Source organism: Xanthobacter tagetidis, from assembly GCF_003667445.1.
GTDB lineage: Bacteria > Pseudomonadota > Alphaproteobacteria > Rhizobiales > Xanthobacteraceae > Xanthobacter > Xanthobacter tagetidis.
In genome coordinates this window covers 51,038-68,568 of sequence record NZ_RCTF01000007.1, presented here as the reverse complement: position 1 = coordinate 68,568, position 17,531 = coordinate 51,038, and the positions used below count along the sequence as shown (strand labels likewise).

The following is a 17,531-nucleotide window of genomic DNA, read 5'->3' as shown; positions in this document are numbered from 1 at the left end:
TCCATCACTACCGCTTGAGAGACGCGAGAAGCCGAAGCTCCAGCCAACGCACGGCCTGGGCGATCGTCAGCGCGAGAACCAGGAAGATGATCCCGACGGCAATCATCGGCTCCGGGTATCGGAAGGTCTCCGAGCCGATATCGAGCGCCGTTCCGAGCATTTCATGAACCGAGATCACCGCAAGATACGGCGTCGCCTTGAGCAGGGAGACGAAGTAGTTTCCCATCGGTGCAGCGACGGCGCGGAGCATTTGCGGAAGCACGATGAGCAACGTGGTATCCAACCTGCCAAGGCCCAGTGACTTGGCTGCCTCGAACTGCCCCGCCGGGATGCTGTCGATGCCCGCCTTGAATACTTCGGCCAAGTAGCCTGAATAATAGAGGCTCAAAGCGAAGACGCCGATCACCAAAGCCGGCAACGTGACGCCATACTGGGGAAGCACGAAGTAGAAGAAGTAGATCTGAACCAGGATCGGCGTCGACCGGATGAAGTCGATCACAAATCGCATGGCATATCCGGAATAACGGCCGGAGCGGCGCGCGATCTCGAAAGAAAATCCCAGCAGGGCCGCGCCGATGCTGGCGACAAGGGTCACCCAGATCGTGGTGCCCATCGCCTTGAGAAGGACGGGCACGGTTGACAGCATGAATGGGAAATCAAACATGGCCGCCCTCCTTCGCCACGGCCAGACGACGCTCCAAGCTGCGGCCAAGAATGGTCAGTGGATAGCAGATGATGAAGTAGGACAGGAGCAGACCCATGTAAGCGGACGCGGGGTCAAACGTCATTTGAGCCACGCTTTTCGCCTTGTAGGTCATGTCGGCCAGCGTAATCAATGACACCAAGGCGGTGCCCTTGACGAGCTGGATCAGAAGGTTGACGAAAGTGGGAACCATTGCCTTGAGGGCTTGAGGAAGTTCGATCAGCATCAGGGTCTGAATTCTGGTCAGCCCCATCGCCATGCCGGCTTCATACTGCCCCCGATCCAGCGACTGAAGCGCCGCGCGAACCGCCTGGCTGCCATAGCCACCGATATTCAGTCCGAGCACCAAGGCGGCGACGGACATTGCCTGAAGCGTCAGACCCGCAAGCGGCAAGGCATAGTAAAATACGAACAAAAGAATGATGACTGGAGAGCTTCTCCAGAACTCAATCACAATCGTTGCGGCGTGTCGGCACCAGCCCTGCGTGGTGAACTGCAGGATGCCGAAAATCAATGCGAACGGCACGCCATAGGCGAGGCTGAGCAGAGTGACCTCGGCGGTTACGCCGAAGCCACTCCAGATGACCGACAGGACGTCAAGAAAGCTCATGGACCGGGGTCTACTTCTTGCCTGCGCAGACTTCGGTGCTGGTCAGGCCATCCGGAGCCTTTTCATCGGGCGAGAAGCCGTACTTGGCCATGATCTTGGCGATCGTGCCGTCGGCTTTCAGCTCCGCCAGGCGCTTGTTGAAGAGGGTACGCAAGTCCTCGTCCTGCGGACGAAAGACCGCGGCGACGTATGAGACGACGAGCTTGCCGTTGGCATCGGTGCGGCCGGTGAAGGGCGTCGCGCGCTCGACACTGGCCGCGACTTGCGGTGTGGCCAGCAGGGCGTTGGCCGTGCCCGACGTGAAGGTGATGCCGTCGACGCGGCCGGCCACCAGGGCGGAAATGGTCGATTCGGTATTTTGGAAGAGCTGGAGTTGATCGCCGGTTACGCCAGCCAACTCGGCATTCTTTGCCTGCTGGCTGCCGCGGCTGCCACCGATCTTGAGTTGGGGATTTCTGATCACGTCATTGAAGCTGGCGATCTTGTTCGGATTGCCCTTTTTGACCAGAAGCGCGTCGACGCTGGTGAGTTCAGGATCGCCGAAGCTGACCAGCTTGCAACGCTCCTCGGTGATCACCACGGCCGAATCCACGATATCGAATCGGTTGGAAAGCAGCCCCGGAATGAGCGAGCCGAAATCGCCGGTGACGAATTTGATCTCCTTCACCCCCAGCGGCTCGAACACAGCCCGGACCACGTCGACATTGAACCCTTCGACGTTTCCATCCGGCGTATTGTAGCCCCACGGCTTTCCGTTATGGATGCCGGCCACCAGCTTCTTCTCGCTGAGGATTCTGTCCTTTGTATCAGCCGCCTGTGCCGGTGGGAGCGCATAAAGGCCGGCCAGCGCGCTGACCGCGATTGCCGTGAAGGCCGACTGGAATCTCTTTCCCATGTCCTGTTCCCTGTCCCTGGTTAGGATCTGTTTCGACGAAAGGCGGCGTGGGCTGGTGCGGCAGCAGGCGACCGGCTTTTCTGCTCCGCAGCGTCCACCTGGAAACGACGCTTCGCTGCGACCGATCCTATGGGGCGGATTGCTTTCCGGTCTAATAGCAAGAGGGGCTCAGGCTATTCTGAAATGTTATAGGGGTGCGCTTTCCCGGGCGGCGGAGATCTGAGCCCAGGAAACCGGATCGGTCGGAGTTGGAGTTTTCCGCGCGTCCCCCCTCAGCGCGGGAGGAGCGCAAGGCGATGAAGGCATCGCCGTTTTCAGAGGCCCAGAAGGCGTTCATCCTGAAGCAGGGCGCTGATGGGATGCCGGTGGTGGACGGGATGGACTTCGTCCACGATCAACGGGGCGCCGGCCGCAAGGTCCGCGTGCGGACCGTGGGCGACAGCTTCTCGCGTTTCTCGCCGGTGGTCGATCCGCACTTCAGCTAAAAGTCGACGTCACGAAGGACCACTTTTCAGGGGCAGGCCAGCCCGCATCGCTGCGGCAAGGGGCACTGCTGCGATGCGGGCTGACGCCTGAGCCTCCTGAAAAATGGAGCGCCTTTTGCAGGCGAGGCAGAAGAACGCGGTATCCGACCAGATTGCCTTGCAAGCTGGTCGGCACCTGCTCTGACCCGCGCTGCGGGCGCCGGCCTTGTCCTACTGCCCGATCAGATGGCGGCATCCGCTTTCGGCAGCAGGGATAAACAGTCCATCGCTGGGCAGCGTGGCGAGGAGCTTGTACATGTCCGCCGGGCCCCTGGATTCGGCCGGCGATTTCACCTCGAACACATGCATGTCGGACACCACGCGCCCGTTCGCCTGGATCTTTGGGTTCTGGATGATGTTCCCTGTGATCGGCATGGCGCGCATCGTGGTGGCGATGATCGTCGGATCGTCGGTCTTGGCGGCTGCCACAGCCTTCAGATAGTGCGTGGTGGCCACATAGGCGAGGGCATGGCCCATGGTCGGCACCTTGCCGCCATTGCGCTCCATGAAGCGCTTCGACCAGGCGCGGGTCTCGGGATTGAGGTCCCAGTAGAAGTTGGCAGCGAGGCGCAGGCCCTGGGCCGCATCGAGCCCGAGCGCGGTCACATTGTTCTCGAACACCAGCATGGTGGCGAGCTTCGCCTTGACGCCGAATTCCTTGGACTGCTTCACGGTGTTGACGAGGTCGGGACCGGCATTTGCGACGCCGATCACGTTGGCACCCGAGGACTCCGCCGCCAGCAGCGGCGACGACAGATCGACCGAGTTCAGCGGATGCTTCACCTCGCCCAGAACCTGCCCGCCGGCGGCCTTCACAGCCTTGCCCGCATCGCTCGCGAGCGTCTGGCCGAAGACGTAATCGGCGACGATGAAGAACCAGCGATTGCCGCCGGTTTCCACCACGCCCCGCGCCACCGAACGAGCCAACTCGGCGGTTGAGGGCGCCCACTGAGTTCCATAGGGCGAGCACTGGTCACCGGAGAAATTGGGCGCGTAGCCGCCGCTGACCAGTGTCGTGATGCCGCGCTCGCGCGCGATCGCCTGCACCGCGAGACCGACCGAGCTCGACCCGCCCGGCAGGATGACCTTCACGCCGCGCGTGTCGATGAACTGGCGCGCCTGCGTGGAGCCGATGTCAGGCTTGCCCTGGTGGTCGGCCTGGATGACCTCGATCTTGCGCCCCAGCACGGAGCCGCCGAAATCCTCGACCGCCATGGTGGTGGCGAGCACGGTGCCCGGCCCGCCGTTTCCGGAATAGGTGCCGGACATGTCGTCGATGACGCCGATGCGGAAAGGCTCGTCCGCTGCGCCCGCCGACCCCATGATGGCCAGTGAGAGCGCGGCAATCCACGCTGACTTAACGCGAAATCTGCTCATTTTTGTTCCTCCCGTTCGTCTTGATTTTGACCGCAGGGCCTTTGCCGGTCCGGCGGGCGTCTGGTGGCGCTCGCGTCGACTGCGCGCGGGTCCGGTCAGCCGAGGGTGAACGGGTTGCGCACCGCCGGCGTCGGATTGATGAAGACGCTCTTCGGCTCCAGATATTCCATGATCGCGGCGGCGCCGTTCTCCCGCCCGATGCCGGACGCCTTGACGCCGCCGAACGGCGCGAGATAGCTCACCACGCGGTAGGCATTGACCCACACGGTTCCGGCATGCAGCCGCTTCGGCATGTGAAGTGCGCGCGCCATGTCGCTGGTCCAGATCGCCGCCGCCAGGCCGTATCGGCTGTCATTGGCGAGGCGGATCGCCTCTTCGTCGGTCTCGAACCGGATGACCGACAGGACCGGCCCGAAGACCTCCTCCTGGGCGATGCGCATGTCGTTCGTCACGTCGACGAAGACGGTGGGCTCGACGAAATAGCCACTCTCGCATCCCGCCCGCAGGGATCGCGTCCCGCCCAGCACGCAGCGCGCGCCTTCGGCCTTCGCCACGTCAATATAGTGCAGCACTTTCCTGAGCTGCGGCTCGGTCGCCACCGGCCCCATCTCGGTGGCCGGGTCACGCGGGTCGCCGATCTTCACCTGCTTCATGCGGGTAAGGATCCGCTCCACCACGGCGTCGTGCACGGAGGCGTGCACGAGCAGGCGGGAGCCGGCCATGCAGGTCTGTCCCGCCGCGGCGAAGATGCCGGAAATGACGCCGTTCGCGGCGGCATCGATGTCGGCATCCGCGAAGATGATGTTCGCCGACTTGCCACCAAGCTCCAGCGACACGCGCTTGAAGTCGCGCGCGGCGGCCTCCGCGATCTTCGCGCCGCCGGCATCGGAACCGGTGAAGGCGATCCGTCGCACCAGCGGGTGGTCGACGATGGCCTTGCCGGCCTCCTCGCCGAAGCCGGTGACGACGTTGAGCACGCCCTTCGGAACGCCGGCCTGTTCGAACAACCGTGCGAGTCCCAGCATGGAGGCGGAAGCGAACTCGGACGGCTTGACGACGATGGTGTTGCCGGCGGCCAGCGCCGGGGCGATCTTCCACACAGTCAGCAGCAGGGGCGAATTCCACGGAGTGATCGCGCCCACCACTCCGACCGGCTCGTGGACCACGTAGTGGAACAGTCCGGGCTTGTCGATCGGCGTGACCGATCCCTCGATCTTGTCGGCGAGGCCGCCATAATACTGGAACCAGCGCGGCAGGTAGCGCATCTGCCCGAGCATCTCCAGCATCAGCTTGCCGTTGTCCCGCACCTCCAGATCGGCGAGATGCTCGGCATTCGCGGCGATCAGGTCGGCGATGCGATAAAGCAGCAGCCCGCGGTCGGATGCGCTCATTGCAGGCCACGGGCCGCTGGTGAAAGCGGCATGGGCGGCCTCGACCGCGGCGGCCACATCCTCGGCATCGGCGCGCGGCAGCAGCGCCCAGGGGCGGTCCGTACAAGGGTCGCGGGTCTCGAACCAGCGGCCGGACGCCGCCGCGCGCCAGGTGCCGTCGATATACATTTCAAGCCGGCGAAGCTCCGCGCCGCCGGCCATCTCTTCCTCGTGCGGCGAGCGGGTGATGGTGCTGGCCTCGTTCATGGGGTCACTCCCTCTTGGCGCGCAGGCGTGGGCACGCGGCCCTCTTGCGTGCGGTGTTTTTCCGGATTGGCGCGGGCGATGGGCCGCCCGGCCCGCAGTTCGGTCCGCACCTGCACAGCGGTGGCCGCGAGGCGCGCGGCATCGACCCCGTGGCGAAAGCCTTCCGCGTCGAGCATCGCCACGAGGCGCCCGGTGTCGAGGTTGCCGGCGGCACCGGGGGAATAGGGGCACCCGCCGAGGCCGGCGACCGCGCTGTCCACGGTTCTCACCCCCAGATCGAGGCACGCGCGGGTGTTGTCGAGCGCGCGGCCGCCTGTGTCGTGGAAATGGACCGCAACGGATGGTGCGGAGATGGCGGCAATGGCGGCCTGGGCCATCGCCTCGGCGCGCTCGGGCGTGCCGCGGCCGGTGGTGTCGCAGACAGACACCTCGTAGCAGCCCAGTTCCATAAGCCGATAGGCGAGGTCGGCCGTCACCTCCGGCGCAACCCAGCCCTCGTAGGGGCAATGCAGGGCGCAGGAGACATAGCCGCGCACCATGACCCCTTCTGCGACCGCGGCACGCGCCACCGCTGCGAAGCGCGCGAAGGTCTCCTCCCGCCCGCCATTGAGATTGGCGCGCGCGAAGCCCTCCGTGGCGGCGGCGAACAGGGCGATGCAGCCGGCACCGGCCGCGCGGGCCAGCGCGTAGCCCTTCAGGTTCGGCACCAGCACCGGAAGGCTCACCCCCGCAAGGTCGCGGGTCGCCTGCAGAACCTCGGCCGTCCCGTCCATCTGCGGCACCCACCTTGGCGACACGAAGCTGCCCGCCTCGATGGTGGCAAGCCCCGCCTGGGCAAGATCGGCGATCAGCGCCGCACGCTGCGCGACAGACAGGACGACCGGCTCGTTCTGAAGGCCGTCGCGCGGGCCGACCTCCACGATGCGAACGAAGGCCGGCGTCCCCGTGATGTGTCGGGCGGCCGCCATGGTCAGATCACGCCTTCGGCCGCGAGGCGGTCGAGGCTGGCGGCATCAAGGCCCAGGGCGTCGGCCAGGATGTCGCGGGTATGGGCGCCCACCTCGGGGCCGGTCCAGCGGATCGTGCCGGGCGTTCCGTCGAGCTTGGGCACCGGCCCCTGCATGGTCACCGAGCCAAAGGAAACGTCCGGCACCTCGACGATGGCGCCCCGGGCACGGAAATGCGGATCCGACACCACCGCGGCAGCGTCGTTGACCGGGCCGGCGGGAATGCCGTGCCGGTCCATCAGGGCGATGACTTCACCCCGCGGACGGTCCTTCGTCCATGCGCCGATGATGGCGTCGAGTTCGGCCTGCCGGGCGCCGCGGGCTTCGTGGGTGGCAAAAGCGGGATCGTCGGCAAGGTCTGGCCGCCCCATGGCCTCGCACAGGTGGCGGAACAGGCCATCCGCATTGGCGGCGATCACCACCTCGCCTCCCTCGGCGGTGGGGTAGACATTGGAGGGCGCGATTTTCGGCAGAACCGGCCCGGAACGGGTCCGCACGGCACCGGTCGCGGCCTGTTCTGACAGGATGCTCTCCATGACGCCGAGGACCGCCTCGGCGATGGAGACATCGATGGTCTGGCCGGCGCCGGCGCGCTGCCCGCGAGCGACGACCGCCGTCAGCACGCCGATGGCGGCATAAAGGCCGGCGAGGGAATCGCCGATCGAAATTCCGACGCGGGTGGACGGTCGGTCCGGGTATCCGGTGAGGGTGCGCAGCCCGGCCATAGCCTCGGCCACGGCCCCGAAGCCGGCCTTCTCGCTGTAGGGGCCGGTCTGCCCGAAGCCCGACACCCGGGCGACGATGAGGCTGGGATTGTCGCGCCGCAGGTCCTCGGGCGCGAGGCCCCATCGCTCCAGCGTTCCGGGGCGAAAATTCTCGATCAGCACGTCGGCCTCGGCGACCAGCCGACGCAGGATGTCGCGGCCGTCGGGCTTGCGCAGGTCGAGGCTGAGGCTGCGCTTGTTGCGTCCGATCACCGGCCACCACAGGGACTTGCCGTTGGACGTGCGCGCCGCTCCCCAAGTGCGCATGGCGTCACCACGTCCGGGGGGCTCGACCTTGATCACGTCCATGCCGAGGTCGGCCAGAATCTGGCCGCAGAACGGGCCGGCGATGAAGGCCCCGACCTCGATCGCCCTCAAATGCGACAAGGCACCCGCAGGCGCTGACATGGAGGCCTCCCACCCATCGACAGGGTCGATCAGCCGTGAGGACGTCTCGCGCGTTCTTCAGGCTGCCGGGAGCCCTTCTAACATGTGCAATTCTGCGATGGAAGAAAAAATCTTCTAAAATAGAATTTTATGGGCGCTCCGGCGTGCCTGAGCGGCGTTCCGGCGCGCCCGTTCAGATCCGCGGCTTGCGGATGACGACAACATAATATTGGCAGATTATACTGCCTGCATTACGCAGGATATACGGGGTATTCAGTTCGAAATGGAATGTATCCCCCGTCTGGATCGAATAGCGATCGTCGCCGATTTCCACCATGAGCTCGCCTGAATGGACGATAATGTACTTGTCCGTCGGCACAGTATAGGCCGGAAGGATGCCGGATGATTGTCCAGGGGGGATAACATGCAGGAGGATTTCTACCCCGGTCTCGTCGTGTGCGGGCGACAGGACGCTGCGCTCGAAACCCGTGTCGGGGTCGACATAGGTGATGCGCTCGCCAAGCCGTGCGATGCGCACTTTGGTCCCGTCCGGCTGTGAACCGAGGAGGGAGGAGAGACTGACATTGAGTCCGGTCGCGATGCCGACCGCGATGGACAAAGAGGGAGACTTCTCGGTGCGCTCCACCTTCGACAGCATGGCGCGGCTCACGCCTGAGCGAGAAGAAAGGTCCTCCAGGGTCAGGCCGAGTTCCTGGCGCAGCCGGCGTATCCTGGGTCCGAGATCGGCCATGGCCGGCGCGACGCTCGGGTACTTGCCACGAGCATCGAGGGCAACACGCGCAGCGGAAGGGCGAGGCTCCTTCGTCGCTTGAGCTAAACCGTTCTGCGTCCTGGTCTTTCGCATCTGCCACTCGATCACGGAGCCGAACCACGCCATCGGAATTGCGCCATCGGCAGGTCGATACGGTGTAGCGCGAGAGCAATCTCCATTGCTAGTCCATCCCCTTGTTCGCGCTCCCGAACCAGCGCGGCGAGATCAAGAGGCTCGAGCGCGGTCTTCGCTCAGGGGAACCTGCATCGACCCCGCGCCCCTCTCGGAAGGCGAGCCAACGGCACGCCACGCGCTGGCCCCGGCGATTGGCCGGAATCCGCGTCTGCCCCCGCCGCTCCACCCGCCCGAGATGGCTCAGGCGACGGGCCGTTTCCAGCCGGCCGCTGCGCTCGACCTGCTGCAGCAGGGAAAGAACCTCAACGTCGCAAATCTCGAATCGGCCTGTGGCTCAGCGCGGGCCCGGCAATGTCGGTTAGAAGCCATCGCTTCTTGGACATGGTGGCCTCGGCAATGCCGCGACGCTCCAGGCGCGCCATATACTCCTGCGCGACCGCACCAAACGAATTGGCCGAGGAAACGCTGGCGGCGACCTTTTCGAGCTTGCGCGCGGTGGAGAGGTCTTGTCGTTGAGAAGCAGTTTCTTGGCGTCCTCGCACTTCTGCCGCGCTTCGACCTGCGTCACCATCGGGTAGGGGCGAAGGAAAGCTGCTTCGGCTTTTCGGCGAAGCGATAGGCCAGTCACCAGACTCTGCTACCGGTCGGGTTGACGAGAAGGTGGAGGCCGCCGCCGTCGAACAGCTTGTATGGCTTGTCCTGCGGCTTCGCGTTCCGCAGCGCCATGTCCGTCAGAGCCATGCAGGCACGAGCTTCAAGCGGACGGCGCGGGATCAGGGGGGGGCGTCAGAAGCGTCTATCGCCTTGAAATCTCAGAGAAATCAGCCGTTATCGGACATCTCTGGATGGTAAATGGTGCCCAGGAGAGGACTCGAACCTCCACGGCTTTCACCACTGGTACCTGAAACCAGCGCGTCTACCAATTCCGCCACCTGGGCCCCGTTCGGCCGAGGCCGTCAGGAGCCGCGACACATAAGGGGGCGGTGCGGGGCTGTCAACGGTTCGCAGGGGGCGGTGCGCAACAATCGACGGGTGGGGCCTGCCCGCGCGGCGCCGGGCGCGCGGGCAGGCTCCCGGGATGCCTCCGGGGCCCATATCCGGCCGGGCGGCGCCAGGCCGCCCGGATGTCCGGAGCGGCCTGAGCGCTGGCCCCGGACACGCGACGGATCAGCGCTGGAACTTCGGCGCGCGCTTCTCGATGAAGGCGGTCATGCCCTCCTTCTGGTCGGCGAAGGCGAACTGTGACTGGAACACCCGCCGCTCGAAGCGGATGCCCTCCGCCAAAGTGGTCTCGTAGGCCCGGTTCACGCTTTCCTTGGTCTGCATGGCGACCGGCAGCGACATGTCGGCGATGGTCTTCGCCACCTTGAGCGCCTCGGCCACGAGGTCGGCGGCCGGCACGACGCGGGAGACGAGGCCCACGCGCTCGGCCTCGGCGGCGTCCATCATGCGGCCCGTCAGGCACATCTCCATGGCCTTGGACTTGCCGACGAAGCGGGTGAGCCGCTGGGTGCCGCCCGCGCCCGGCATGACGCCGAGCTTGATCTCGGGTTGGCCGAACTTCGCCGTGTCGGCGGCGAGGATGAAATCGCACGACATGGCCAGCTCGCAGCCGCCGCCGAGCGCGAAGCCCGCCACCGCCGCGATGATCGGCTTGCGCGCCCGCGACAGGCGCTCCCACGAGGTGATGAAGTCGTCGAGATAGGTCTCGGGGTAGGAATAGTCCTGCATCTGCTTGATGTCGGCGCCGGCGGCGAAGGCCTTTTCCGATCCCGTGAGCACCATGCAGCCGATGCCGCGGTCGGCCTCGAACGCGTCGAGCACGGTGTTGAGCTCGCCGATCAGCACGGAATTGAGCGCGTTCAGCGCCTGCGGGCGATTGAGGCGGATGAGCCCAACGCGCTCGTGCCGCTCCACCAGGATCGTCTCGTAAGCCATCTCTTCTGCCTCCCATCCCCGCCCCGTGACGCGGCGGGCTCGTGCATTTAGAGCGGGACGGCGAAAAGGAAAAGCAAGTCCCCCGTGCGCCGCTGCATCCCGGCACGCGCCCACGGGGGGCAAGCGAGGCCCGGCACGGCCGTGCCGGGCGGCGTCGCACGGACCCTTTCCTGTGCCGCCTCCGGCGCGCGGGCTCCGGCGCTTGCATTTGCCGCGGCGGGAGGCCACCACTCGCCGTCGGCGACACATGCAGGGGACGCGACGCTCATGGCAGAAGCTCACGCCGCACAGGGGCCGGCGCGCATCGGCATCCTCACCATCTCGGATCGGGCGAGCGCCGGCACCTATGAGGACAAGAGCGGGCCGGCCATCGAGGCGTGGCTGCGGCGGGCGATTTCGAGCTCCTGGGAGGCGGATTACCGCGTCATTCCGGACGGGCTTGAGAGCGTGCGGGATACGCTTGTGTTTCTCTGCGACGTGGCCCGGCTCGATCTGGTGCTGACCACCGGCGGGACCGGGCCGGCGCCGCGGGATCTGACCCCGGAAGCCATGGCGAGCGTGGTGGAGAAGCCGCTGCCGGGCTTCGGCGAGCAGATGCGGCGCATCAGCCTCAACGAGGTGCCCACCGCCATCCTCTCGCGCCAGGAGGCGGGGGTGCGCGGAAAGACCCTGATCATCAACCTTCCGGGCAAGCCCGCGTCGATCTCGGTGTGCCTCGACGCAGTGTTCCCGGCGGTGCCCTATTGCCTCGATCTGATCGGTGCGGCGCGCATCGAGACCCATGCCGAGGTGGTGGCCGCGTTCCGCCCGAAAGGTGCGTGAAGGCGGGATTTCGGGACCAGGACCACGCCAGCCCAGCCCGGCGGCAGATTCCGCCTGTTCTGCCCTACCCCCGTCCTGCGAAAAAAATATCCGGAGCGCGGAGCGCTCCGGATATCCGAGGTATCGAAGTAAAGCCGTTGCCGGCCGAAGTCGTCGCAGCCGCTCAGGCGGCAGCGCGGCGGCGGGCCGGCTTCTTGGCCGGGGCGGGCGCCTTCTTGCGGCTCTGGCCGAGGCCCATGTTCTTGGCCAGCTCGGAACGCGCCGCCGCATAGGCCGGAGCGACCATGGGATAGTCCTTCGGCAGGCCCCACTTCTCGCGGTAGGCTTCCGGCGTCATGCCGTAGCTGGTGCGCAGGTGCCGCTTCAGCGACTTGAACTTCTTCCCGTCTTCCAGGCAGATGATGTACTCGGGCGTCACCGACTTCTTGATCGGAACCGCCGGCTTCTGCTCTTCCACCGGCTGGGCCGCCGGGGTGCCGAGCTGGCCGAGGGCGCGATGCACCGCCTCGATCAGGGCCGGAAGCTCGGCGGCCGAGACGCTGTTGTTGCTGACATACGCCGCGACGATGTCCGCGGTGAAGTCGATATGGCTGGGCGCCTGGGGCATGCTGGCCGTTTCGCTCACGGGTATCCCTTTCTGCATTCGCTGCTCCGCCACAGGCCGAGCAGTTGGGTCTCGATTCAACACAATTGTTTCACAGCACTCCAATTAAGGCAAATTTTCTATTTTCCAATCTTTTTTTCAAAACTGGTCCTCGAACATGAACTCTTGCCGTGCCAGCAACGCCACGGCATCGATGTCTCTTCCGTTCCGCAATGACGAGTGGCGCGCCCCGCCATTGCGCGCGAAATTGCGGTGATTCGCCGAACAATTTCCCTTGCGGCGCGCCGAACCGGAAATTGATCTTGCGCAATCCGCAACCATCCGGGCCTCAACGGCATGCGCTCCGCGCAGAGCACGCGCCCATGCAGCTGCATCGCAAGCTGATCGGAAATCGGCTGCGATGTCCTGAAATAGGTGGGAGAATTCACCGGGAAAACGGTTTCTGTTTTCTCCGGTCGCACGCCGCTGCAAGAGTTCCCATGGCACAGAACGGGATCACATCTGCGCGTGATCGATCCGGTCGGCGCGAATGTCACGGCACCGGTGCGCATGCCCCTGCCGCCCGGCCCAGGCCATGGCCACCGCGGCACCGGCGTCCCCGTTGGCGCGGGCGCGCCGAAGGGCTACATGCGGGGGAGCCCCCACAGCGCCGCGCCGCCGCGGCCGGAACCCGCCATGCCCCGTGCCGTCGCCGGCCCCGAGATCGAACGCCTCATCCAGCTCCTTGCGCGCCTGCCCGGGCTCGGCCCGCGCTCGGCGCGGCGCGTGGCGCTGCATCTCATCAAGAAGCGCGAGGGGCTGATGGCGCCGCTCGCCGCCGCGCTCACGGACGCGCTCGGCAAGATCGTCGTCTGCCGCACCTGCGGCAATGTGGACGTGTGCGACCCGTGCAGCATCTGCACCGATCCCACCCGCGATCCGCTCACGCTGGTGGTGGTGGCGGACGTCTCGGACCTATGGGCTTTGGAGCGCGCCGGCGTGCTGAATGCGCGCTACCACGTGCTCGGCGGCGTGCTCTCGCCGCTCGACGGCGTCGGGCCGGAAGACCTCAACCTCGCCGCCTTGGTGGACCGCGTGCACCAGGGGCCGGTCGCCGAGGTGATCCTGGCGCTGGGGGCGACGGTGGACGGCCAGACCACCGCCCACTACGTCACCGATCTGCTGCGCGATCTGCCGGTGAAGGTGACGCGCCTAGCCCAGGGCGTGCCGGTGGGCGGCGAACTCGACTATCTGGACGAGGGCACGCTCTCGGCCGCCATCCGTGCCCGCACGCGGATGTAGCGGAGGGATCTGCGGAGGGATGTAGCGGACCGGCGCACTCCCGTAGCCGCACAAAATTTGTGCATCGCAGGACGCCCCGGGACGCCGATCGGCCGCGCTCAGTCCCTTCCCGTCGGCCGAAGCGGTGCGCCGGGCTCAGAATTCGACGTCCAGCTCTTCCAGCTCCTCGGGCTCGGCCAGGGCGCCTGCAATCCATTCCTGCATGGGCTCCAGCGCCATGACGCGATCGCGATAGCCGGCGCAGGCGGCGTCGAGCGGCACGTCATAGGTGGTGAAGCGCGAGCACACCGGGGCATACATGGCGTCGGCGAGCGTCGGGTGCGGCCCCATGAGGAACGGCCCGCCATGGGCGGTGAGGCAGCCGCGCCAGATGGCGACGATGCGCTCGATGTCCGCCTGCGCGCCCGCCCACACCTTGAAGCCGGGATAGCGCGCCTTGATGTTCATGGGCAGCGCCGAGCGCATGTTGGCGAAGCCCGAATGCATCTCGCCCGAGATCGACAGGCAGTGCGCGCGCACCGCCCGGTCCGGCGGCAGCAGGCCGGCCTCGGGAAACACCTCGTTGAGGTAGGAGCCGATGGCGAGGGTGTCCCACACGGTGACGCCCTCGTGCACCAGGCGCGGCACCAGGAAGGAGGGGGAGAGCAGCAGCAGCTCCGCCTTCGCGTCCGGATCGTCCACCGGCACCCGCTCCTCCTCGAAGACGAGGCCGGCCATCTTGCACATCAGCCAGCCGCGCAGCGACCAGGAGGAGTAGTTCTTGCTGGAGATGGTGAGCGTTGCCATGGTCCCGCGCGCCTTCCGTCCCGATCCCGGGTTTCCCCGCCACAGTGTTTTCCACCGGGGGCGTCGCCCCGGAGTCTTTCGCCTGCCGGCACGAGTGAACCATCTCGCGCGGCGCGGCCTCAAGCCTCAAAATATGAGCACGAATTCCGCGATCTGCTCATGCGGCAAGCAGACCCGCCCCCGCCGCGCCATCCGGACCAAGCATCCGCTGGAAAACCGGGCGCCGACGACTTGGACTTCCGGTTGCGTGTTGCATTGCATCACGCGCCGTTTCAATATCATTGGAACTGCTACTACCTCTCGGGGTCTCTGAAAAGATCGAAAACGGCCCTGCGACAATAACTTAAGGTTCCGACGTCCGCGGGGGGCGCCGGTCCACCGGAAGGCGCGGAACAGAAGGGTTCTTCAAGAACATGACTGAGCTTTCCCTCTCGTCCTCCTGCGCCGGGCGGAACGCCTGCGCGGCGTGTCCGCGGCGCCCGTGATGTATCGCGCCTATCAGACCCGCGCCGATCTCATGGAGCCGATCCGGCTGATGGCGGGCCTCGCCCGGCAGACGCTCACCGGGCCGCTCGTCAACGGCTATGCGCATGCGGGGCTGAGACACCTCGCCGCCACCTGCGAGATGATCGAGCGCGCCGGGCTCACCCACGGCCGCCCCGATTTCGGCATCCGCTCGGTGGAGGTGGGCAACCGCGAGGTCGCGGTGGTGGAGGAGCGCAGCAAGGTGCTGCCCTTCGGCACGCTGCTGCGCTTCAAGAAGGACGTGGAGATCGCCCAGCCGCGCGTGCTCGTGGTGGCGCCGCTCTCCGGCCACTTCGCGACGCTGCTGGTCAACACCGTGAAGACGCTGCTGCCCGACCACGACGTTTACATCACCGACTGGCACAATGCCCGCGACGTGCCGCTCTCCGAGGGGCCGTTCGCCTTCGACGACTATGTGGAGCACATCGTCAAGTTCCTGGAGCACCTGGGGCCGGGCGCGCACCTGCTCGCGGTGTGCCAGCCCTGCGTCCAGGCGCTGGTGGCGACCGCGGTGATGTCGCAGGACCGCAATCCCGCGACCCCGGCCTCCATGACGCTGATGGCCGGCCCCATCGACTGCCGCATCAATCCCACGGTGGTGAACAACCTCGCCACCTCCAAGCCCATGAGCTGGTTCGAGCGCAACCTCATCTCCAAGGTGCCGGCGGGCTTTCCGGGCGCCGGGCGCCGGGTCTATCCCGGCTTCATGCAGCTCACCGCCTTCGTCTCCATGAACATGACGCGGCACCTGAAGGCGCATCTCGACCTCTACAACCACCTCGCCGAAGGCGACCTGGAGAAGGCCGAGGCGGCCAAGACCTTCTACGACGAATATTTCGCCGTGCTCGACCTCGATGCCGACTTCTATCTTGAGACGGTGCAATACGTGTTCCAGGACTACCGGCTGCCCAAGGGCGAGCTGACCTATCGCGGCAACCCCATCGACTTCCGCGCCATCCGCAAGACGGCGCTGCTGACGGTGGAGGGCGAGCGCGACGACATCTGCTCCATCGGCCAGACGGTGGCGGCGCAGGACATCTGCTCGGCGCTGCGGCCCCACAAGAAGCGCCACCACATGCAGGCCGGCGTCGGTCATTACGGCGTGTTCTCGGGCCGCAAGTGGGCCGGCCAGGTCTATCCCATCGTGCGCAACCACATCCTCGCCAGCGACTGAGAGGGCGAGGCAGGCCGGGGCCAGCCGGCGGTCTTTTGCGCGCCGCCGATTTCCGTCCGGCCGTCATCCCCCGCCTTGTGCGGGGATCCACTTTGCGGCCAGGCCGGCGTTCACCTTTCCAGGGAAGAGCAAGCGACCGGGTGGATGCCCCGGACAAGCCGGGGCATGACGGCGGCTTGACGAAAGGAAGCCGGGTCCCCGCGGCCCTCAAACGCGAGCCATGCGCAATTCGGCCTTCCGCGCTCCACGTCGCGTGCGGTATCGCAGGCCATGACCGCGCCTCCCCCGCCGCCCTCAGCTCCTCCGTCGCGAGCTCCGCGCCTCACCGACCATTCCGACTTCAGGCTGTTCTGGATCAGCCGCGTGGCCTCCTCGCTGGCGTTCCAGGTGCTCGCGGTCGCGGTGGGCTGGATGGTCTACGACCTGACGCGCAGCGCGCTCGCCCTCGGGTTGGTCGGCCTGTTCCAGTTCCTGCCGCTGCTTCTGCTCACGCTGGTGGTGGGGCAGGTGGCCGACACCTTCGACCGGCGCCGCATCATCCTTGTGTGCCAGGCGATCGCGGCGGCGGCCATGGCGGCGCTGGGGGCCGGCCTCGTGACCGGCGCGGCGGGGGTGCTGGCGCTGTTCGCGACGGTGAGCGTGATCGGCGCCACCCGCGCGTTCGAGCATCCGACCCTCAACGCCTTGCTGCCGGGTCTGGTGCCGGGCGAGCTTCTGCCACGCGCGCTCGCGGTCTCGTCCTCGGCGATCCAGACCGCCACCATCGCCGGGCCGGCGCTGGGCGGGCTCGCCTATGCCGTCGCCCCCACCCTGCCCATCGCCATCGCCGGCGCCTGCTACGCCGTCGCCGCGCTCGCCATGGCGCTGGTGCGCCACCGCGCGGCGCGGGTCGAGCGCGGGCCGGTCTCGCTGGAGACGCTGCTCTCGGGGCTGGCCTTCATCCGCCGCAGCGAGGTGGTGCTGGGTTCGATCTCGCTCGACATGTTCGCCGTACTTCTGGGCGGGGCGACCGCGCTGCTGCCGATCTTCGCCAGCGACGTGCTCCATGTGGGCGCGGAGGGCCTCGGCGTGCTCCGGGCAGCGCCGGCGGCGGGCGCGGTGGCCATGGCGTTCGTGCTTGCCCGGGTGCCGCTGATGCGGTCCGTGGGGCCGACCATGTTCGCCGCCGTCACGGTGTTCGGGCTCGCCACCATCGTATTCTCGCTCTCCACCAGCTACTGGCTGTCGCTCGGCGCGCTGGCGGTGCTCGGGGCGGCGGACAATGTGAGCGTCGTCATCCGTTCTTCGCTGGTGCAGCTCTCGACGCCGGACGAGATGCGCGGGCGGGTGAGCGCTGTGAACTCGCTGTTCATCGGCACCTCGAACCAGCTCGGCGAGTTCGAATCCGGCGTCACCGCCGCGCTGCTCGGCCCGGTGGGAGCGGGCCTCATCGGCGGCGTCGGCACCATCCTCGTCGCCGCCTGGTGGGTGCGTCTGTTCCCCGCGCTGTGGCGCATCGACGCCATGCCGGCGCGGCCGAAGCCCGCACGTGAGGCGGCGAAACCCATTGAAATCACCTGATTTGCCGGCTCTCCTCCGGTTCCTTTGTTG

Annotated in this window: 17 protein-coding genes and 1 tRNA gene; 5 read left to right on the top strand and 13 right to left on the bottom strand. The window is 66.6% G+C overall.

Annotated elements, in window-relative coordinates; all coding sequences use genetic code 11:
- Positions 1–7: 7 nt before the first annotated feature.
- The 3 genes from ehuD to ehuB are packed head-to-tail and all read right to left on the bottom strand — an operon-like array spanning position 8 to position 2,208.
- Entirely contained in the window at positions 8–664 is a 657-nt protein-coding gene (ehuD, locus tag D9R14_RS10270; RefSeq protein WP_121623237.1) for an ectoine/hydroxyectoine ABC transporter permease subunit EhuD, read from the bottom strand.
- Positions 657–1,313, bottom strand: coding sequence for an amino acid ABC transporter permease (locus D9R14_RS10265; RefSeq protein WP_121623236.1), 657 nt, complete (start codon positions 1,311–1,313; stop codon positions 657–659). Before D9R14_RS10265 ends, ehuD begins: the two co-directional genes overlap by 8 nt.
- 10 nt (positions 1,314–1,323) lie before the next feature.
- Positions 1,324–2,208, bottom strand: coding sequence for an ectoine/hydroxyectoine ABC transporter substrate-binding protein EhuB (gene ehuB / locus D9R14_RS10260; protein WP_121623235.1), 885 nt, complete (start codon positions 2,206–2,208; stop codon positions 1,324–1,326).
- A 296-nt stretch (positions 2,209–2,504) separates the two neighbouring features.
- Between ehuB and D9R14_RS23105 the strand changes: the two genes are divergently transcribed.
- Positions 2,505–2,693 (top strand): hypothetical protein, encoded by a 189-nt coding sequence (locus D9R14_RS23105; RefSeq protein WP_170168569.1) that lies wholly within the window; start codon positions 2,505–2,507, stop codon positions 2,691–2,693.
- 210 nt (positions 2,694–2,903) lie between these two features.
- Here the strand turns inward: D9R14_RS23105 and D9R14_RS10250 are convergent, their stop codons facing one another.
- From D9R14_RS10250 to D9R14_RS10215, 8 genes are all read right to left on the bottom strand, one after another.
- Positions 2,904–4,109, bottom strand: a complete 1,206-nt coding sequence (locus D9R14_RS10250) for an ABC transporter substrate-binding protein (RefSeq protein ID WP_121623234.1) — start codon at positions 4,107–4,109, stop codon at positions 2,904–2,906.
- A gap of 95 nt (positions 4,110–4,204) precedes the next feature.
- The gene (locus D9R14_RS10245; RefSeq protein WP_121623376.1) at positions 4,205–5,701 is read right to left on the bottom strand and encodes an aldehyde dehydrogenase; all 1,497 of its coding nucleotides are present in this window, start codon (positions 5,699–5,701) and stop codon (positions 4,205–4,207) included.
- A gap of 41 nt (positions 5,702–5,742) precedes the next feature.
- Positions 5,743–6,714: a hydroxymethylglutaryl-CoA lyase gene (locus D9R14_RS10240; protein WP_121623233.1), complete on the bottom strand. Its 972-nt coding sequence runs from the start codon at positions 6,712–6,714 to the stop codon at positions 5,743–5,745.
- A 2-nt stretch (positions 6,715–6,716) separates the two neighbouring features.
- The gene (locus D9R14_RS10235) at positions 6,717–7,925 is read right to left on the bottom strand and encodes a CaiB/BaiF CoA transferase family protein (RefSeq protein ID WP_121623232.1); all 1,209 of its coding nucleotides are present in this window, start codon (positions 7,923–7,925) and stop codon (positions 6,717–6,719) included.
- 172 nt (positions 7,926–8,097) lie between these two features.
- The gene (locus D9R14_RS10230) at positions 8,098–8,802 is read right to left on the bottom strand and encodes a helix-turn-helix domain-containing protein (protein WP_121623231.1); all 705 of its coding nucleotides are present in this window, start codon (positions 8,800–8,802) and stop codon (positions 8,098–8,100) included.
- A gap of 633 nt (positions 8,803–9,435) precedes the next feature.
- Entirely contained in the window at positions 9,436–9,552 is a 117-nt protein-coding gene (locus D9R14_RS10225) for an Arm DNA-binding domain-containing protein (RefSeq protein ID WP_121623230.1), read from the bottom strand.
- Between the two features lie 112 nt (positions 9,553–9,664).
- A tRNA-Leu gene (locus D9R14_RS10220) sits at positions 9,665–9,749 on the bottom strand.
- Between the two features lie 229 nt (positions 9,750–9,978).
- Positions 9,979–10,749, bottom strand: a complete 771-nt coding sequence (locus tag D9R14_RS10215) for an enoyl-CoA hydratase (RefSeq protein ID WP_121623229.1) — start codon at positions 10,747–10,749, stop codon at positions 9,979–9,981.
- A 267-nt stretch (positions 10,750–11,016) separates the two neighbouring features.
- On the opposite strand from D9R14_RS10215, the gene mog reads away from it, so the two are divergent.
- Positions 11,017–11,571: a molybdopterin adenylyltransferase gene (gene mog, locus D9R14_RS10210; RefSeq protein ID WP_121623228.1), complete on the top strand. Its 555-nt coding sequence runs from the start codon at positions 11,017–11,019 to the stop codon at positions 11,569–11,571.
- Between the two features lie 163 nt (positions 11,572–11,734).
- On the opposite strand, the gene D9R14_RS10205 is transcribed toward mog, so the two are convergent.
- Positions 11,735–12,178 carry a Ros/MucR family transcriptional regulator gene (locus D9R14_RS10205; protein ID WP_170168577.1) on the bottom strand — a complete coding sequence of 148 codons (444 nt, stop codon included), beginning with the start codon at positions 12,176–12,178 and terminating at the stop codon, positions 11,735–11,737.
- 672 nt (positions 12,179–12,850) lie between these two features.
- On the opposite strand from D9R14_RS10205, the gene recR reads away from it, so the two are divergent.
- Positions 12,851–13,456, top strand: coding sequence for a recombination mediator RecR (gene recR / locus D9R14_RS10200; RefSeq protein ID WP_121623375.1), 606 nt, complete (start codon positions 12,851–12,853; stop codon positions 13,454–13,456).
- A 135-nt stretch (positions 13,457–13,591) separates the two neighbouring features.
- Here recR and D9R14_RS10195 read toward each other — a convergent pair whose 3' ends face one another.
- Positions 13,592–14,242: a glutathione S-transferase family protein gene (locus tag D9R14_RS10195; protein ID WP_121623226.1), complete on the bottom strand. Its 651-nt coding sequence runs from the start codon at positions 14,240–14,242 to the stop codon at positions 13,592–13,594.
- 481 nt (positions 14,243–14,723) lie between these two features.
- Here D9R14_RS10195 and D9R14_RS10190 point away from each other — a divergent pair, with 481 nt between their 5' ends.
- Positions 14,724–15,941 (top strand): polyhydroxyalkanoate depolymerase, encoded by a 1,218-nt coding sequence (locus tag D9R14_RS10190; RefSeq protein WP_245420732.1) that lies wholly within the window; start codon positions 14,724–14,726, stop codon positions 15,939–15,941.
- A 270-nt stretch (positions 15,942–16,211) separates the two neighbouring features.
- Positions 16,212–17,501 carry an MFS transporter gene (locus tag D9R14_RS10185; RefSeq protein WP_121623224.1) on the top strand — a complete coding sequence of 430 codons (1,290 nt, stop codon included), beginning with the start codon at positions 16,212–16,214 and terminating at the stop codon, positions 17,499–17,501.
- Positions 17,502–17,531: the final 30 nt, after the last annotated feature.

Excerpts from the sequence above, each read along its gene's own strand:
- ehuD (WP_121623237.1), bottom strand. The coding sequence starts at position 664 with ATGTTTGATTTCCCATTCATGCTGTCAACCGTGCCCGTCCTTCTCAAG.
- D9R14_RS10265 (WP_121623236.1), bottom strand. The coding sequence starts at position 1,313 with ATGAGCTTTCTTGACGTCCTGTCGGTCATCTGGAGTGGCTTCGGCGTA.
- ehuB (WP_121623235.1), bottom strand. The coding sequence starts at position 2,208 with ATGGGAAAGAGATTCCAGTCGGCCTTCACGGCAATCGCGGTCAGCGCG.
- D9R14_RS23105 (WP_170168569.1), top strand. The coding sequence starts at position 2,505 with ATGAAGGCATCGCCGTTTTCAGAGGCCCAGAAGGCGTTCATCCTGAAG.
- D9R14_RS10250 (WP_121623234.1), bottom strand. The coding sequence starts at position 4,109 with ATGAGCAGATTTCGCGTTAAGTCAGCGTGGATTGCCGCGCTCTCACTG.
- D9R14_RS10245 (WP_121623376.1), bottom strand. The coding sequence starts at position 5,701 with ATGGCCGGCGGCGCGGAGCTTCGCCGGCTTGAAATGTATATCGACGGC.
- D9R14_RS10240 (WP_121623233.1), bottom strand. The coding sequence starts at position 6,714 with ATGGCGGCCGCCCGACACATCACGGGGACGCCGGCCTTCGTTCGCATC.
- D9R14_RS10235 (WP_121623232.1), bottom strand. The coding sequence starts at position 7,925 with ATGTCAGCGCCTGCGGGTGCCTTGTCGCATTTGAGGGCGATCGAGGTC.
- D9R14_RS10230 (WP_121623231.1), bottom strand. The coding sequence starts at position 8,802 with ATGGCGTGGTTCGGCTCCGTGATCGAGTGGCAGATGCGAAAGACCAGG.
- D9R14_RS10225 (WP_121623230.1), bottom strand. The coding sequence starts at position 9,552 with ATGGCTCTGACGGACATGGCGCTGCGGAACGCGAAGCCGCAGGACAAG.
- D9R14_RS10215 (WP_121623229.1), bottom strand. The coding sequence starts at position 10,749 with ATGGCTTACGAGACGATCCTGGTGGAGCGGCACGAGCGCGTTGGGCTC.
- mog (WP_121623228.1), top strand. The coding sequence starts at position 11,017 with ATGGCAGAAGCTCACGCCGCACAGGGGCCGGCGCGCATCGGCATCCTC.
- D9R14_RS10205 (WP_170168577.1), bottom strand. The coding sequence starts at position 12,178 with ATGCCCCAGGCGCCCAGCCATATCGACTTCACCGCGGACATCGTCGCG.
- recR (WP_121623375.1), top strand. The coding sequence starts at position 12,851 with ATGCCCCGTGCCGTCGCCGGCCCCGAGATCGAACGCCTCATCCAGCTC.
- D9R14_RS10195 (WP_121623226.1), bottom strand. The coding sequence starts at position 14,242 with ATGGCAACGCTCACCATCTCCAGCAAGAACTACTCCTCCTGGTCGCTG.
- D9R14_RS10185 (WP_121623224.1), top strand. The coding sequence starts at position 16,212 with ATGACCGCGCCTCCCCCGCCGCCCTCAGCTCCTCCGTCGCGAGCTCCG.